The sequence below is a fragment of the Streptosporangium amethystogenes genome (genome assembly GCF_000721075.1).
Lineage (GTDB): Bacteria > Actinomycetota > Actinomycetes > Streptosporangiales > Streptosporangiaceae > Streptosporangium > Streptosporangium amethystogenes.
On the sequence record NZ_JOEQ01000011.1, the window covers coordinates 209,812 to 225,865 of the forward strand.

General features: G+C 63.0%; 13 protein-coding genes. 7 read left to right on the forward strand and 6 right to left on the reverse strand.

What is annotated here, in order from left to right:
• Positions 1-657 precede the first annotated feature (657 nt).
• From IG98_RS0118325 to IG98_RS48770, 6 genes are all read left to right on the forward strand, one after another.
• Positions 658-1,311 carry a hypothetical protein gene (locus IG98_RS0118325; protein WP_157594389.1) on the forward strand — a complete coding sequence of 218 codons (654 nt, stop codon included), beginning with the start codon at positions 658-660 and terminating at the stop codon, positions 1,309-1,311.
• A 340-nt stretch (positions 1,312-1,651) separates the two neighbouring features.
• Entirely contained in the window at positions 1,652-1,900 is a 249-nt protein-coding gene (locus IG98_RS0118330; RefSeq protein WP_030913366.1) for a hypothetical protein, read from the forward strand.
• Between the two features lie 899 nt (positions 1,901-2,799).
• Positions 2,800-3,717 (forward strand): hypothetical protein, encoded by a 918-nt coding sequence (locus tag IG98_RS0118335; protein ID WP_051752385.1) that lies wholly within the window; start codon positions 2,800-2,802, stop codon positions 3,715-3,717.
• 15 nt (positions 3,718-3,732) lie between these two features.
• Positions 3,733-4,716: a diaminopimelate epimerase gene (gene dapF / locus IG98_RS48760; protein WP_084195446.1), complete on the forward strand. Its 984-nt coding sequence runs from the start codon at positions 3,733-3,735 to the stop codon at positions 4,714-4,716.
• The gene (locus IG98_RS48765; protein ID WP_084195447.1) at positions 4,716-5,798 is read left to right on the forward strand and encodes a fatty acid desaturase; all 1,083 of its coding nucleotides are present in this window, start codon (positions 4,716-4,718) and stop codon (positions 5,796-5,798) included. The genes dapF and IG98_RS48765 overlap by 1 nt, the downstream gene beginning before the upstream one ends.
• A gap of 12 nt (positions 5,799-5,810) precedes the next feature.
• Positions 5,811-6,770, forward strand: coding sequence for an FAD-dependent oxidoreductase (locus IG98_RS48770; RefSeq protein WP_084195448.1), 960 nt, complete (start codon positions 5,811-5,813; stop codon positions 6,768-6,770).
• A gap of 74 nt (positions 6,771-6,844) precedes the next feature.
• Here the strand turns inward: IG98_RS48770 and IG98_RS0118355 are convergent, their stop codons facing one another.
• From IG98_RS0118355 to IG98_RS47005, 5 genes are all read right to left on the reverse strand, one after another.
• The gene (locus tag IG98_RS0118355) at positions 6,845-7,429 is read right to left on the reverse strand and encodes a hypothetical protein (RefSeq protein ID WP_030913371.1); all 585 of its coding nucleotides are present in this window, start codon (positions 7,427-7,429) and stop codon (positions 6,845-6,847) included.
• Between the two features lie 196 nt (positions 7,430-7,625).
• Positions 7,626-9,614 (reverse strand): tetratricopeptide repeat protein, encoded by a 1,989-nt coding sequence (locus tag IG98_RS0118360; RefSeq protein ID WP_157594390.1) that lies wholly within the window; start codon positions 9,612-9,614, stop codon positions 7,626-7,628.
• A gap of 70 nt (positions 9,615-9,684) precedes the next feature.
• On the reverse strand, positions 9,685-11,682 hold the full coding sequence (locus IG98_RS0118365) for an NACHT domain-containing protein (RefSeq protein ID WP_030913373.1): 1,998 nt from the start codon (positions 11,680-11,682) through the stop codon (positions 9,685-9,687).
• A 375-nt stretch (positions 11,683-12,057) separates the two neighbouring features.
• Complete coding sequence (locus IG98_RS0118370) at positions 12,058-12,981, reverse strand: hypothetical protein (protein WP_030913374.1); 924 nt, start codon at positions 12,979-12,981, stop codon at positions 12,058-12,060.
• A gap of 2 nt (positions 12,982-12,983) precedes the next feature.
• Positions 12,984-13,439 carry a sigma-70 family RNA polymerase sigma factor gene (locus IG98_RS47005; protein WP_084195450.1) on the reverse strand — a complete coding sequence of 152 codons (456 nt, stop codon included), beginning with the start codon at positions 13,437-13,439 and terminating at the stop codon, positions 12,984-12,986.
• Positions 13,440-13,810: 371 nt separating this feature from the next.
• Between IG98_RS47005 and IG98_RS48775 the strand changes: the two genes are divergently transcribed.
• Positions 13,811-14,119 (forward strand): hypothetical protein, encoded by a 309-nt coding sequence (locus IG98_RS48775; protein WP_084195451.1) that lies wholly within the window; start codon positions 13,811-13,813, stop codon positions 14,117-14,119.
• Here the strand turns inward: IG98_RS48775 and IG98_RS0118380 are convergent.
• The gene (locus IG98_RS0118380; RefSeq protein ID WP_169750139.1) at positions 14,059-16,008 is read right to left on the reverse strand and encodes a LamG domain-containing protein; all 1,950 of its coding nucleotides are present in this window, start codon (positions 16,006-16,008) and stop codon (positions 14,059-14,061) included. The two genes, IG98_RS48775 and IG98_RS0118380, sit on opposite strands and share 61 nt — an antisense overlap.
• Positions 16,009-16,054 lie beyond the last annotated feature (46 nt).

The window sequence follows — 16,054 nt, forward strand, 5'->3', positions numbered from 1 at the left end:
CCGACACGGTATGGGTCTCAAACAAGACGTTCGTCGTCATCGACGAAGAAATCTATTCGGCAAAAGAGGGTACGGAAGGAACGGAGGATCCCTGGGGAGGTCCCGACGGGGAGTGGGGTTGGTTCGCTACAAGCGGTAACGGCCTCTTGGTCACCACTGAATTCAGTGATCAGGCGGTCGATGTGCGGTTCGAATTTTGGGATGGGTCACCGTTCTCCTCAGAATCATGGACCAAGGAGCGGGAGGGGGAGGGGGAGATCGCTCTTTTTTCCGGCAAGGTCTGCTTGACGGATTGGATTGAACACCCCCCCTGCACGACTGATCTTCGACCTGGGACACCGCGAAACAGTGTGGGGTGTTCACGCCTATATGCGGCGCCTGAGAGAGCCGATGACAAACGACCGCCATGGCACCTCCTTTGATCTGGAATTTTATCTCATTCAGTTCTGGGCGCAGCACTGACCTTTTACTCCGCTGTTTGTGTCAACAGGTTACGTGATTCTTCTTGATCTGCTCGGCCAGTGGCTGGGAATCGCTGAGCCGCGCGATCTTTTCTGGATTCGGTTACTCGACTGGTAGGACTTGGTTACCTCGGGTAGGAGACGGTATGTCACCTGTTTTAAGGGTGAGGGAAGATAACCCCCCCAAGCCCTACTGGTGGTGCATCTCCTGACCGTGACCGGGCTTCCCCGGGCCGGGACGATTGTTCCCCACCGAGAAGTTTCCCGGCCAACGTTCGATGCGAGGCCACTGGGCTCGCTCGCAGGCTCTGGTGCGGGTTGGAACAACCCGCTGCCCTCTTTTCAGAAAGGTCCGATCGCTGTGGCCGCCCTTCTCGTCAGTGCCCTCGATTCCATCGTCATCCACCTGGGTTATGAGTTCCTGATCACGGAGGTGACGGATGGTGTATCCACAGGTTCACCCGCTCCTGGTGAGATGCTGCACAGGCAGCAACCGATGATCTCAGTTGGGCAGAACGGTGTGAACATCACCAGCGACTCTCCGCAGGGTTCTGTGATCCACGTCAGATACGAGCTCTGGGACGGGGCCCCGGAAGGGCTCGCCACCTGGACCCAGATGTGGGAGGGGGAGCTCTGTCTCGGTTCCGGAACCATTGGTCTTGTCCAGCATTTCGCCGAGGAGTGGGACGAGTACCTCCAGTTCGACACCGGGGTGAAGGACGCCTCCTGGTCGGCCCGCGTACAGACCAGGAAACTGACCAATACCGAAGAGTCCGACTTCCCCGCTGACGTCGTTTGTGTCAAGCTCTACCGGATGCAGTTGTGGTCGCCGACGGTCAAAACCAGATGAGGCTGTCCTGGCGGGATCGTGTGCACATCCCGTCGGGAAGTTGATTTCGGTACAGGTAGGTGAGGCCGCGACCGTTCCTGTCGTCCGCGATCCCACCCTCGATTCGGTCGGGACCGGCGCCACCTCCGGCTCCGCTTCGCACAGATGGCAGGAATCGCAAGGCCGTGGCCCCGTACCGTTCGCCGTATGGTCACGCGCTTGGTCGACAGCAGTGATGATCACTTCGGTGCGTTTCCATGTCTGATCGATCGAGCGATAACGGTAGCGAGCCGACGGCGTATCAGCTTGGATCGGAAAGCCCTTGGACACTCTCGTTTAAGGCACCGGAGGGAGATCGGTCGTGGGGGAGAAACTCCGGCGGGAAGGCGAGCCCCTGGCATGGCTGATCCGTGGCGGCCGGGACGGCGAGGGTGGCGAAGAGCTGGAGAGCAGAAAAGAGGACAAGGCGCTGGCCGAGGGCCTCGCGGTCGTTGGGTGGCGCGAGCTCGGAGACATCGGGCACTACTCGCACCGGGACGACCTCAAGGAAGAGGTGCGGCGCGCCTATCCGAAGAGCTCACCGGTTGTCATCGCCAACTGGGCCGGGTAACTCTGGCGATTCTCCAAGGAGATCCAGGAAGGCGGCCTGGTGGTGATGCCCATATCTGGAGAAGGTCCGGAGGGCACGTAACGACCTCATGCACTTCTCCGCCGACCCTCCCTCACCCAAGCAGTACGCGGCCATCAACGGCCTGCTGTCGCTACTTCGAGCCGCTGACCCACAGCTCTAGTGCTGTGACCACATACGTTCACCGGGTTGGGTGATCACGCGGTGACCTGGTCACCGCGAGCGGCAACCCGGTGAACCTTCCCGGTCACAGCACTTCCAGCGCGTAGCCGCCCATGCCAGGACCGTGCAGAGATCGCGCCTGTCCTGTGCCCGTCGGCCACGCTCGTGCCGTCGGTGGTCGACTGACCATCAAGGTGATTCGGGTCATCTGTATCCGTTGTAACGGCTCTGAGTGGTATTGCCACTTCGGCCGCCCGGTAGTTGACTAGATTAGCCCGTTATCCCGAATCGGCTATCAAAGTAATTTAGTCAGCTTTTTGGGCACATTTTGCAAACATGTATCATTTGATGCGATCTGGGTGATATCTAGGTGTTCGTCGGAATTGATAGCTTTTTGAGATGAAACTAGTATCGATAAAAGATGTCCCTGGCTTGGGGGTATCGATGGCGAACGGTTGCGTGGGCAGGCATCTTTCCTGTTGCCATGGCAGATCGGTACGGGCTGGATATCTGAGGTATGCCAGGTTGGGTAGTCGGCTGCCTGAATGTCGCGGGAGAGCGTAACCGCAGGTCGTGGGGCACTGCTTTCCTCTGCCCAAGGTCATGCTGGAGATGTACTCTGTGAAGCGCAAGTGAAGGTAATAAGTCAGCAGATGTGAAGTGCGAAAACCGGCTTGTGGACCCGTAACTCCTGGTAAACAAGTAAAGCAGGGAGCCTGATGCCCGATTTGACGCGCCGTCGAAAAGGTCCCAGGGGAGCGGTTCGCCTGCTCACCTCCACGGCTCTCAATACATTTGTTGGCCTGCTTGGTCTCATCGTTCCGTTGACCGCGTGGGCGCTGGGGCAAGCCTCGGTAACAACGATCCTCTTTGTCGTTGAAACTGGCTTGTTGATTGCAATTGTCATCCGACATGCTTGGTTGCAGGCAACCTACATACAATTCAGGCGAGCGAGCGGCCGGGCGATGTCTGATCCAACGTACTTCGAACTTATAAGCGCCACTCTCGAAGGAGAGTTGATGGAGGACACGGAGGAGATCGCCGATGGCCATCTCCTCCTGTACGCGGCGGAGGTCCCGCGAATAAGCGTGCTGCTGTATCGGACATTGATCGACTCTTCATGTCAACCACGAAAAATTATGGCAACCGATCTCACAACAGATCCTCGGCTGTTGACCCAGCGTAGGGAATACCTCGTGGAGAACCGTCGACTGATCGAGTCCGGCGGCGTTATTCTACGCATATTTGTCTGCCGCCTGTCGGATCTGACGAAACGTAGCTACGCCAAAGACCTGATCGACCTCGTCGACCTTCACCGGTCACTGGGTGTTCAGTGCGGGATCGCCGTACGCGAGTGGTTGAGGCCCGATCAGGCGGTCGACTTCGTGGTAGTGGCCGCAGCGGCCGTGCTGGTTGAGGAAGAGCAGGGCGATGCGGGATACAGCAAAGGTCGAAGTAGCGTTTACTTCAAGCGCATAGACAAATGGGTGAAGAAGTTCGAGGAGATCTGGGGCGCGGAGAACTCGTCTGCGGCTCCGGCCGTTCTTCATTCATATGAACAGGTGGCTCGGGAACTTCTGGTCGATTCCAGATGGAAGCCTGCGGAGATCAGCGCAGCTTTAAGTAAGCACAGATAATCGATTGCGGGAGATATGAACAGTATCGAGATCCTGAAGACCCACGGCTCGAAGAACGATATTTTCATCATTGAATCTCCTTATGATCAGTTCCCCGAAGAGGTGGACCTGGTGCAGTTGGTTCGTGGCATCTGTGATCGGAACGGACCGCTCGGCGGCGATGGGATCTACTTCGTGGATCACGTCGACGGAGTGCCGGAGGCCACCTTCTTCAACCCGGACGGTTCGCGGGCAGACCTGTGTGGAAACGGAATGAGATGTCTCGGACGGTATGTTCTTGAACGAAGGGCCGAGACCTCGACATCTATTATGTCAGGCCGCCATCGTTTCGTTGTTCGCACAGTTCCGGAAACAGCAGGCGGTGTGCGTCAGGTCTCAGTAGATCTACCTCTGGTGTCTTTCACGGCACCTAGTCCCATAGTGGCCGGCTCCGCGCTCTGGGTTGATCGATCTATTCCTGTCCTGGATTCACATCTGACCTTTACCGCCTTGGCCGTGCCCAACTCTCATCTTGTGGCGATCGTCAATTACTACGATGAGCAGGAGCTTGTCCGTATCGGAGGCATCGTGGCCGCAGACGTTGATCAGTTTCCTATCGGGGCGAATGTCTCATTCGTCTACCCCGTCGGGCCCGACGAGATATTTGTCAGAACCTACGAGCGTGGAGTTGGTTTGACGCCATCCTGTGGGTCGGCCGTCGTAGCGTCATCGGCAGTGTATTCACGACTCGTGGCGAACACACAGGTAAGCGAGGTCACTGTCAGAAATGCGGGAGGAATGGCGAAGGTCACCCTCCGAACGGAGAATGGCGATCTGATGCCGACTCTCGAAGGTAACGCAACATTCGTCTACCGGGCTGATGTCGCCATCGACGACATCCTGGACGCCGAGCGAGAGTCCTTTGTGCAGGGCGAGTCGTTCCCCGCGGAGATCGCAGCCTATGCTGATCTGGAGAACGAGAACCGCGCCTGGCTGAAAGAAAAGGGGATATTCGTTTAATGGCCAATGGGCTGATCCTTTTTCTGATCGGGCTGATCGCCTGCCAGATCGATCACTGGTGGTTCTCTCCATATCGCCGTCTTCCGGGATCCGGCAAGGATCGTCCCTCCTGCAACGACATAGCCTCGATCAAGCGACTCCAACGCGCCCGTGCCAATAACTACACACCGGCCTGTGTCGTCATCGGACACTGGCTCGAAATAGCAGGCCTCTGGGTGATTGGCGGAGTGGCGGACAACCTCTTCGTATGGGTGCTCATCGCGATACTGGTCTCGATGGAGTTCCGTTGCTTACAGGAGGTTTCCCACTACGCGGTGCACCGCTCGCTCTGTCGCGCCCGTCATGTCGGTGACCTGTTGGCCAACATGGGATTCCAGTTTCCGCTCGCGCTGCGAGATCTGACACAGCGGCGAGTTGTGCATGTGCAGCGCCACCACCCGAACGCCATCATTCCCGGAGTCGATCCCAACCTGGAGGATCTCGCCAACGCCGGCCTTTCCCCGGGGTGCACGAGAATCAGGTTTCTTCTGGGTGTTCTGTTCCCGATGACTCCCCGAGGGGTTTGCCGGACGGGGAGGGACATCTGGCAGGTCCTGACTTCGAGTCGGCAAAGAAGGTGGGTGTTGTTGTCGACAGCCGTCATGGCGGTCTGTGCATGTCTGCTGGGTGGACTAATAGGACTTGCCTTCGGTTTCCTGATCCCGCGGATCCTCATCTATCCGGAGCTGTCGTGGATATCTCTGCTCGTCGAGCATCGATGGTTTGATCGCCCGCCGGATTGCGGAAACCGGGTGAGTGTCGAGGCCGCGCGCTGCCAGCGTCTTTATCATGGAAGACCCGTGCTGGAAGCTCTTGCCGGTCACACTCTGCTTCCCTATGGAGACCTGCGGCATTTCGCTCACTCGGCCTATCCAATGATTCGCTGGAACTACCTGAGAGCCGTGGAGAGAGTCATCGGACAGCCACAAAGGCTGGTCCCGGCGATTTTCTTCGGTCCGCACTCGTCATTGGCATATGTCTACCGGTCCACCGTCCTTGGAGAAGCTCATGACGAAAGCAGGGCTCAGCCGCATCCACTCTGAGCAGAGGACACTGTGAAGATCACGGTGGTTGGCGCCGGCGTGATCGGGCTCACAACGGCGCTGAGGTTGAAAGAGACGGGAGCGGAGATCTCCGTCATCGCCTCCGAACTCCCGCAGCAGACCTCCTCAGCGGTGGCCGCTGCCCTCTGGGGCCCCTTCCGCGCCGGCCCTCCCGGCGACGTCGCTCGCTGGAGCTCCCACTCACTGAGAATCTTCCGGCATCTCGCAGGGCACGTTCCGGCAGCGGGGGTGCGGATATCCTCGGGCATTCAGGCAGCCCGACGTACGGTCTCGCCACCGGTCTGGCACGAATTATTGAACGAGGTGGCCGAGTGGACACCGTGCGCCGCACAGGACATGCCAGAAGGCTTCGTCATGGGTTGGCGATACAGCACGCCGATGATAGAGATGCCGACCTATCTGGGATACCTGGAGAATCTTCTGTCAGCCACCGGGACAAAGATCGAACAGGCCACTCTCACCTCCCTCGAAGAGGCAGGCCGGCCTGATCTGGTTGTCAACTGCTCTGGATACGGGGCAGCGGAACTGGCCGTGGACCCACTGCTACGCGCAGTGCGTGGGGATCACCTGGTGGTGGAAAATCCGGGAGTGACTGACTTCTTCAGTGAGGACCGTGAATCATCAGATCGTCTCACCGCGATCTACCCTCACAGAAAGACTGTCATACTCAGCGGCACCGCGATCGACGGTGTACAGGACCGCACCCCGGACTCCGCGATAGGGAAAGCGATTCTGGCTCGTTGCTGCGAGATCAATCCACGCTTGAGCGACGCCTCCATCGTGGACCATCGGGTCGGAATCCGGCCAGTCAGGCCAACCGTCCGACTTGAGATCGATCGCCTGGCGAACAAGGTGCCCTGCGTTCACAACTATGGACATGGCGGAGCAGGTGTGACCCTCTCCTGGGGATGCGCCGAAGACGTCCTGCGGATCGCACAGTCCCTACTCTGACAAGGTGATACACCAGCAATCGGAAGCATTGGCGTCACTGTCTGCCGAGGCAGAGACGGTCCGCGGACCGAATGTCAGTCAACGACGTCAACGCTGCTTTGCGCCCCAGGGTGATGAGGCATATTGGTGAGGTTGCGACGATGGATCTCGATCAGGGTGTGGGAGGCAAAGGCGTAAGCAGGACCGTAGAAGAAGGGCGGAATACCCACCCCCGTGCCGTTCCTGTAGCAGGAGTACCAGTCGGGAAGAGACAGGTGATCGGTCGGCGGGCATTGGGTCAGGTCCGACCAGGGGCCGACGACGTTGGCGGCGAGGTTGACCACCGCGAGAATTCCTAGAACGACCGCCAGAACCAGGGTGGTTCGATCCCGCCACCTTCGCCGGAGCAAGGCCGCTACGGCCACCGCAGGTACGGGGAGCGCGAAGGCCAGCACGACGACTTCGGCATCCCACAGCACCCGCATGATGCCCACGCCGACAGAGCCCAGATAGCCGATGCCGAGGCCTTGCGACAGAGGGAGGATCCCGATCCCGTCGATGACGTGGAAGTCGTAGTAGAAGAGACCGGTGCTCGCGATGGTGTCGCTGCCGAACCAGGCCATGACCGAGGGGAGGAGCGCGAGCAACGCGGCCGCTGACCACCACCGCTGTGCCCGCATCTGCCCTGCTTCCCGCCACCGGTACCGGATGAGGCGAAAAGCATGTCATGCAATCGTCCCCCAGGCCCCCCGTATCGCCGACGTAGGGCGAAGCCGGTCGGCTGAAGGACGCCCTAAGACGTACGGTCGCACCGGTCAACCCTCTCCCGGCCAGGGCCGGTTGTTCGCGGGGAGTACCTCTTGGCCTATTGATCGTTCATCGTCTCCGAAACCATCGTCTCCACGCCGAGCGTCTGGCGTACTTCGCCCAGTGGGCATGCTCGGCGCGGACGACCAGCGTGGTGGGGTGGTCCGGCCCCAGCAGCCGCTCGATCATCGGCCCCAGCACCGCCAGCTGGCCTCGGGCGTCGACGGTGTTTCCCGTCTGCCCCGTCAAGGAGGCGAAGAAGAAACGGGCGGCCAGCGTGGTGGGGTGTTCGGGGCCCAGGGCTCGTTCGATCACCGGCACCAGCACCGCCAACTGGTCCATCCCCCCGGCCGCGTCCCCCGCCCCACTCATCCACACAGCGAGGTGGAAGCGTCCGGCCAGCGTGATCAGGTGCTCGGAACCCAGCACTCGCTTGGACACCGGTATCAGCATCGTGAACTGATATCGGGCGCCGGCCGCGTCTCCCGCCTCCCCCGTCCAGCGGGCCAGCTGGAAACGAGCGTCCAGAGTGATGGGGTGCTCAGTGCCCATGACCCGTTCGAGTACCGGTACCAGCGCCGCGGATCGGTCCCGGGCACCGGCCGCGTCCCCGGCCTCTCCTACCCAATTGGCGAGAGCACTGCGGATCTCAAAGGTGACAGGATGCTCAGGACCTCGTACCCGTTCGACCAGGGGGAGCAGTGCCGCGAACCGGTCTCGGGCGTCGGCAGGGTCGCCGCTTTCCCCGCTCCAGCGGGCAAGGCCGACGCGAGCGTTCAGGGTAACGGGGTGCTCGCAGCCCAAGACCCGCTCTAACATCGGCACCAGCGCTGTGAACCGGTCTCGGGCGTCGGCAGGGTCGCCGCTTTCCCCGCTCCAGCGGGCGAGATTGACACGGGAGTTCAGGGTGATGAGGTGCTCGCCGCCCAAAGCCTGCTCCAGCACCGGCATCAGCGCCGCGAACCGGTCCCGGGCCTCGGCGGCCGGGGCCCCCGCTTCCCCCGCCCAGAAAGCGAGGTTGGCGCGGGCGTTCAGGGTGACGGAGTGCCCAGGACCCAGGGCCTGCTCCAGTACCGGTACCAGCGCCGTGAACCGGTCCCGGGCCTCGGCGGCGTTCCCCGCTGTTCCGACCAGGCTGGCGAGGTTGGCGCGGACGTCCAGCGTGGTGGGGTGGTCCGGCCCCAGCAGCCGTTCGGTCATCGGTTCCAGCTCGGCCAACCGGTCCTGGGCCTCGGCGATGTTCCCCATCGCCCCGACCAGGGAGGAGAGGTCGGCGCGGGCGGCCAAGGTGTCGGCGTGTTCGGGACCCAGGGTCTCGTGCATGACAGTGTGGCGCCGGCGTTGCAGGGACAGGGCGGTGCTGTACTCGCCCCTGTCGTACAGGTACTCGATGACGGAGCCCATAGCGGGGGAGTCGAGGGCCAGGACGGCGCGGGCATGCGCCAGCAGGCTCGCGTAGACCGGCCACGAGAAGGGATGACTGGAATCGGAGGGAAGCGCCGCCTGCAGCAGGGCGGTCGCGGTGGCTCCGCAGGCGGCGCGCTCGTCCTCGGTCAGTCCGGCCACGACGACGGCCTGGACCTGACGGTGCACGCTTACCAGCAGACCATCCGGCGACCGGTCGATCACGCCGTAGGAGACCAGCAGGTCCAGTGCGCTGTCCAGGGCGCTCTCCTCGGCGCCCTGGAGCCCGTTCAGCACCGCGCGCGGCAGGTCCTCGGGCGCGTAGCAGGCCAGCACTCGCAGCGCGCGGATCGCCAGGGGGTCGGCCTGCTCGATCTGCGGGCACGTCAGCGCCCACACCCGGGCCACCGCCCCGCCGGCACCCGGGACGCCTCCAGAGGTGGTGCGCAGCAGGCGCAGGTAGCCGGCCAGGTCCGCACCGGGAGTGTTGGCGATGTAGGCGCCGGCCTGCCGAAGTGCCGGCTGGGATCCTTCCAGCTCCGCGGCCAGCCGTCCGGCCTGTTCCTCGGCCTGAGCGCGGTCGGGGCCGACTGCGGCACCGATCGTGGACAGCACCAGTTTCACCGCGTCCGCAGGGGACAGAGAAGTCAGCACCCTCCAACCCTGTCGCCCGAGGACGACAGTCCACCCCGATGACGCGTATCCGTTATCTCACTCGCCCCAGTCACAGCGCGACCCCACCCGAAGGCAGCTGATTTCTGTCGGCCACCGCTGTGAAATGGTCATGTAGTTCAGCATGCCGGAGCTGATAGAACGGGCCGACCGCGCGTAGCAGGCCGAGCTGGTGCATTTCATCGAAGAACCTCATCGTGCGCACCGGCAGATCGCCCGAGATGGCCAAGAATATGAACGTGATCCAGGACGTCAACCAGACATGCTGTGACCGCTGTATCAGACCGGCACTGCCTCCGACTGTCACCCCCAGTCCAATATCACTCCAGATGTCTCGCGGCCCGGGGAAATATGAGAACACCCAGTCCGAGGAGATTGCCAAAACCGCCCCAAAAACCAGTGCTCCCATCAGTTGAAGTCCTACTAAAGACCGGTTGATTTTCCAGGCGGATAGGGGGGTGAGAGCGTTGGTGAACTGCGGAAGCCGATCCACCGGCGCCTGGCCGGAATTCTTTGACGGGGACTTCGCCTGCAGCGCTAAGCCAACCCAGAGGGTGAGCGTAGAAGTCACGGCTACGAAGATCCCGGCTCCGATCCCCTGAATGGCCGCCACCCCTACTGCCAAAGGCAGGCTCATCGTGAGAAATGCGGGAGTAATACGGCCACTGTTCTCGCGTAGCGCCGTGGCGACGCGTCGCCAGATCCATAGCCGCCTCAACTCCGGTGGCTCGGGTGCGTCGATCGATTTTCCGAACGCGAAGCCGAAACCGGCGACAAGTCCAAGTATCGGGCTCCCGGCCAGCGCGGCAGCGGCCGCGACAGGTAGTGCATAAACAAGTACGACAGCCAGCGAGACGACCCATCTAGGTGGCATCCTCAATCCGCCCTGCCGGGGCTGGTTTATCTGCCACCAGGCAAAATCGGGCGCCCCGCGCTCCGCGGCGTACGTCGCAAGTCGGCCCAGCCACTGGCGTATCCGCTCGGCATCCCAGGCTCGTGGGATTTTCCGATGAGTCCTCCCCGACAGCTTCTGGGCGATCAGCAGTGCTTCGATGAGGTTGTCCATCAGGTGCGCGCGCAGTGCGGGAACGTCGTCGCGGTAGACCGTGAACAGCGGGGTCGGGTCCCGATCCTGGTCGATGTACACCGTTCGGATCAGCCACAGTCCCAACGCGGTCGAGGATATGGCCGCTGGAGCAGGCGCCGCGCCGGTCCGCAAAGCTTGCAGCAGAGCGCTCCAGGGCTGCGGAGGGTGAGGCGGGAGGCAGGTGGCCAGATAGTCACCGGCGACTTTGGGGGTCAGCGCCTTGGGGGCGATGACAGCGGCGGCCCGGACCGCACGTCGTGCGTTCATGACAGCGTCGGAATACTCGACGGTGCGGGAGGTGATGATTACCTGATCCCGCGGAGCCAGGGTTTTGCCCAGCTGGGTGATCACTTTCGCGCGAGCGAGTTCGGGCAGCTCGTCCAGGCCATCAAGAATAGCCAGGATATGACCACCCGAGACTAATATTTCCGCAGAATCGCGGCCTTGGTCGGGCATTTTCGGAGCCAGATAGTCATTCCGTAGACGCTCCGCGATCCAATCGTGTAAGCGCGGATAGAGCTCCGTATCCCAGTCGGCGACCGGTAGCAACATCGGCACCGGCTCCGCCGGCTTGCGGGTATCGATCAGCTGTACGAGGAGTTGAACAGCCAAGGTGGTCTTTCCCGTCCCGGCGCCGCCGGTGATGACCAGGCGACGGCGGGGCAGTCGGCGGAAACAGGTGGCCAATGCGGCGATGTCGTCAGATCGGCCGGTGAAGGACAGTTCACCCTCGGCGATCAGGTGCGGGTGGTCCATAAGTTTGGCCCGCTGGGTGAGATGCCAGGGGACGGGAATCGGCGGATCGCCGAGAGACCGTTTTGCTATCTCGGCATTCCAGAAATCGACCACCAGCCCCGCCAGTCGCTCCTTGACCTGTGTGAGATCCCCGGCGGCCGGAGTCGAGACGCGTGTGATCAGACGGGTGACGTACCACCCGGCGAAGGCCAATACCACGGTGACCACGATCCACGGCCTGCTCCACACGCCTGCGTTGAGCACTTGATTGACCGCTACGCTAAGGGCGACTGGAAGAAGGACCCCCGCCGACGATAATGCGGCGGACCGCAGACCCGTACCCGTCATGTCATCATCTTGGCATTCCGTTGCCCTGCGAAAACCGCAAAGACAAAAACGACTGAATGCGGGAAACTCCCGGGGTACGGTCCCGACGGCTGCTTCGCCGCTTCTGGCCTCGATCTTCGCGTGGTCGGCTGAGAGTTGATTTCGCTTCCTGGCCGGCGTGCCGGCCCGGCTGTCGCGCCGGGTGCACGGGGTGCGTGGGGTTCCACGAACCCAGGGTGTCCTCCCTGGTCCGAGTGCTCGCCGAGGCGGTGCGTGCTAGGGGCGAGGCCGGTCCAGGTCGAACGTCACGCCGGCCAGGCGGATTGTGCGCACCCCCGGATCCTTGAGCAGCTCACGCAGCTCGCGGACCGAGCTGAACTGGTCCACGTAGCCGTAGGCGAGCCCGGCCTCGGCCGCCTTACGCAGCCGGTTCAGGGACAGGTCGAAGGAGCGCAGGTTGGCGTTGTCGTGGTCACGCAGCAGGCCGACCCAGTCGCGGAACCGCGGCAGGCTGCCACCGCACATCTCATCGGTCATGTCGCCGCCCTTGCCGAGGTCCAGCGCGTCGGTCCAGTAGTCGAAGCCCCAGGTGATCGGGAGGGAGCCGGGTCTGCGCTCGTACACGACCTGTTCGGCACAGGAGCGGTACCGCTTTACGAACGCCTTGAGGTCGGCCTCGCCGAGCGGCTGCTCGAACTCCACCACCGCCAGTGCGCTGAGGTCGGCGGGCAGCCGGGCGAGCACCGCGCGCACCTGGTCCTTGGTCGTCAGTGTGGTGCCGACGTTGAACAGGGACTGGGAAAGCCTGGTGTTGGCGGTATGGCCCAGCGGCAGGCGTCGCACGCGGCCGAAGAAGTCCTGACTGATCGTGTACGTCTCGCTCCCGACCGGCCAGGCTCCGACCGGCCCCATGGGACGCGCGGCCACCTCGAACGACATCGATACGGGCGTGGTCTGGCAGCAGGAGCCGATCGTCACCGCATAGGCCGGGTTGTAGATCTTGAAGGCGGTGCCGAGCACGGTCTGCATGCGGCGTTCCCGGTCGCCGCGGGTCTGCAGCAGGGACGAGCCCTCGGTCGCGGCCACCGTGAGCAGCGCCAGCACGGCCAGGACGAGGGCGACCGTCCTGTACAGCCCCCGCCGGACCGCACGCCGGGTGCGCTTGGGATCGAAGTCCGGCAGGTCTGGCATCTCAGGCATGTTCATTGGTTCTCCCCGTAAAGGTCGGCGAAGGCGGCCCTGGCCCGCCACACCGCGGTTTTGATCGAGTTGTGCGACCTGCCGGTCATCGCGGCCACCTCCACCATCGAGAAGCCCTCGAAGTAGACCAGCGTGAGTAGCCGGCGCTGCTGCTCGGGCAGCCGCTCCAGCGCGTCGCGCACGTCCAGCGATTCCACGTGGAGCGGCGGCACGCCCAGCTCGTCGGGGTTCGGGAGGGCCAGTTCGCGGTGGCTCCTGCGTACGTGATCCACCAGGGCGTTACGCGCGATCGTGAGCAGCCACGCCGCCGCGTTCTCCCCCCGCCAGCCGAGCAGTGCCCTGGTCGCCTTGATGAACGTCTCCTGCGCCAGGTCCTCGGCGAGATGCGGATCACGGGTCCTGCGCAGGAGGAACCCGCACACGAGCGGCCAGTGCTCGCGGTACAGCTCCTCGATGATGTCGCCCCCCGAACGGTTTCGATTGTCACGTCACATGCAGACGCCACCGCGGCGGGAATGGTCACACGGCTTTCCGGCCAATGCGCCGGAAGCATGACATCGCAGCCGAGTCAGGGTCGGGCCACACTCGATCCTGCCGGTCATATCGAGGGTCCCGGAACGCGATACCTCCGCCCCGCGTCGCGAAAGCCGTCCGCAACGACACGCCTGCTCGATTCCGGACGGCCGGGACGACTTTCACCGTGACCTTCATCCCGTAGATCACACAGTGTCGACGCGATAACCCAGAGCTACTTTTGGAGCTGGGGTCACGTTCGGGAGAAGGCCTCCGATCAGGTGTCACCTGCTCGGACAGCAGCACCGGCCCGACGGTGATCTCCGACGTCAGGCAGCCCGGCGACCTGTTCGACCGGCTGGTGGAACTCTTTGAACCCATCCGGGACGTCGCGCTGTTCTACTATGTCGGCCACGGCCAGATCGACCTCTTCGACACCCTGTGGCTGGGGCTGGTGGATTCCCGTCAGGAAGCCACCCGGCGCAGGACCACCAGCCTGCCCTTCGGCGTCGTGCGGCATGCAAGGTGTGGCTTGCGCGCGAGCGCGAAAGCCACACCTTCTCGTCAACTAATCGGTATTCCCATGTCGGCCTTGATCTGGGCCGGGGTCAGGGCGGAGTTGTAGGCCCGGACCTCGTCGATCTTGCCGAGATAGGAGTCGGAGCTGCCGCCCGTTCTGATCCAGAAGGTGCCGCTGGTGCTGGACAAATCGAAAGTACGCTTTCCTATCGGCCCCGCCAGTTCGCCGTTGACGTAGAGAATGAGGGTGCCACCGTCGAAAACGACCGTCAGGTGGCTCCAGACCCCGACGGGCAGGGCGGTGGTGGCTTCGGTGCCGACTATTTCACTTACGCCGTCCCTGGTGCCCATTGCCCTGGCGTATGGAAACGGGTACCCCGAGGTGGAAGCGTCCAGCTCGAACCAGTGGCCATTCTGTGCCGCCGTCCAATCAAGGAGTCCCTGGGTTGTGTCCATGCGCGCGGGGTTGACCCAGGCGGACATGGTCATGCTTCTGTTCAGCCGCAGCGACGTGGACGGCCCCGCGAAGATTTCGCCAAGTATGCCGGTGAACTCCATGGACGTGCCGAACTTGCCGGCCGCCCATGTGCTGCCGCTCATGACCGTACCGGTGTTGCCCAGGCCGGAACTGTCTCTTACGGTCATGCCGCTGCCTTCGTTCATGCCGTAGGCGGCGACCAGGGTTTGGGAGAGATCGGGAGCGGCTCCGACCGTCGCGGCCGCTTCCACAGGCGTGCCGCGCTGGCCGACCGTGTCTACGTGGAGAACCTGGTAGTAGTAGGTGCCGGCCGTCGGTACGGTGTCCAGATACTGCGGTATGTCTTTTCGCGGGTGCACCCTGATGAGGGTCGCGTCCGATGGGGTGAAACCGGTATTCGTCGATCGGTGGATTTCCGTGGAGACGATCCCTTTGTCGTCTGAGCCGCCCTGCCACTCCAGAAACGTCCAGCCGCTGCGACCGGACACCTTCAGCTCCGTCGGCGCGGTGGGCGGGCTGTCGGGGGCCGGCACCTGGGCAGAAACCTGGTCGGAGGCCGGGCCGAGCTGGCGCGAGGTGTCTTGCGCGCGCACCCGGTAATAGTACGTGCCGGCGGATGCGAGGACATCCGCGTAGGACGTGGTGGTGACGGTGGTCACCAGGGTTGAACTCGTGGGGGTGAAGTCCGCCTCCTTGGACCTGTGCACCTGATAGTCAACGACTCCGTCGTCATCGGTGCTCGCCTGCCAGGAGAGCGCGGCCTTGCCGTATCCCGGGGTGGCGACCAGGGCGCTCGGCGCGGTCGGCGGGCCGTTCAGGGGAGCGCCGGTCACCGACGTGGTCATATCCGCGTTGATCTGGGCTGCGCTGAGGGCCGTGTCATAGACCCGTACCTCGTCGATGAGGCCGCCCGCCGGGCTGATGGCGAACACGTTGGTAGTGATGGCAATGAGGCCTTGGACGGGCTTCTCGGCCACCATTGCGCCGTTGAGATACAGGCGCAGGGCCTGGCCGTCATAGGTGGCGGCGAGATGGCTCCAGGTCTGTATGGGAAGGCGCGGGAAGGGAAGGGGTGGGAGGGTGACCTGGCTCGCGGTCGGAGTGGAGACAGATGCCGTGGCGGACGTGGCAGACGTGGCGGCCGTGAGGCCGTAGGCGCCGCCCTTGGTGATCATCCATCTCTGGCTCTGCGAACTCGTGGGATTGACCCAGGCTTCCACTGTCATCGCCGAGGTGAGGCGCAGGGATGGGGCGTCCTGGACGGCCACCCTGCTCGACGTGTGGATCGGGGAGATGGCCTTGCCGTACTTGCCGCCCGCCCATGTGATGCCGATGGCAGTGCCGGTGTTGCCGTGGCCCGAGGCGTCGGCAACGACCGTGCCGGTGCCTTCGTCCAGGCCGTAGGCGGCCACCGGGACGGGATCGTCTTCGGCGAGAGCGGCTTGCGGAGCGGATAACAGTGTCGTGCTGAGCAGGAGTCCCGCGCATGCGGAAAGGACTCGCTTGTACTGGCCCAATGATGCTCCCCGTTGAAGAAATCCCCGATTCTTATACATATTCTAT

What these genes read in the sequence shown, in the direction of transcription:
- IG98_RS0118335 (WP_051752385.1), top strand. Translation starts at nt 2,800, where the DNA reads ATGCCCGATTTGACGCGCCGTCGAAAAGGTCCCAGGGGAGCGGTTCGC.
- dapF (WP_084195446.1), top strand. Translation starts at nt 3,733, where the DNA reads ATGAACAGTATCGAGATCCTGAAGACCCACGGCTCGAAGAACGATATT.
- IG98_RS48765 (WP_084195447.1), top strand. Translation starts at nt 4,716, where the DNA reads ATGGCCAATGGGCTGATCCTTTTTCTGATCGGGCTGATCGCCTGCCAG.
- IG98_RS0118355 (WP_030913371.1), bottom strand. Translation starts at nt 7,429, where the DNA reads ATGCGGGCACAGCGGTGGTGGTCAGCGGCCGCGTTGCTCGCGCTCCTC.
- IG98_RS0118370 (WP_030913374.1), bottom strand. Translation starts at nt 12,981, where the DNA reads ATGCCTGAGATGCCAGACCTGCCGGACTTCGATCCCAAGCGCACCCGG.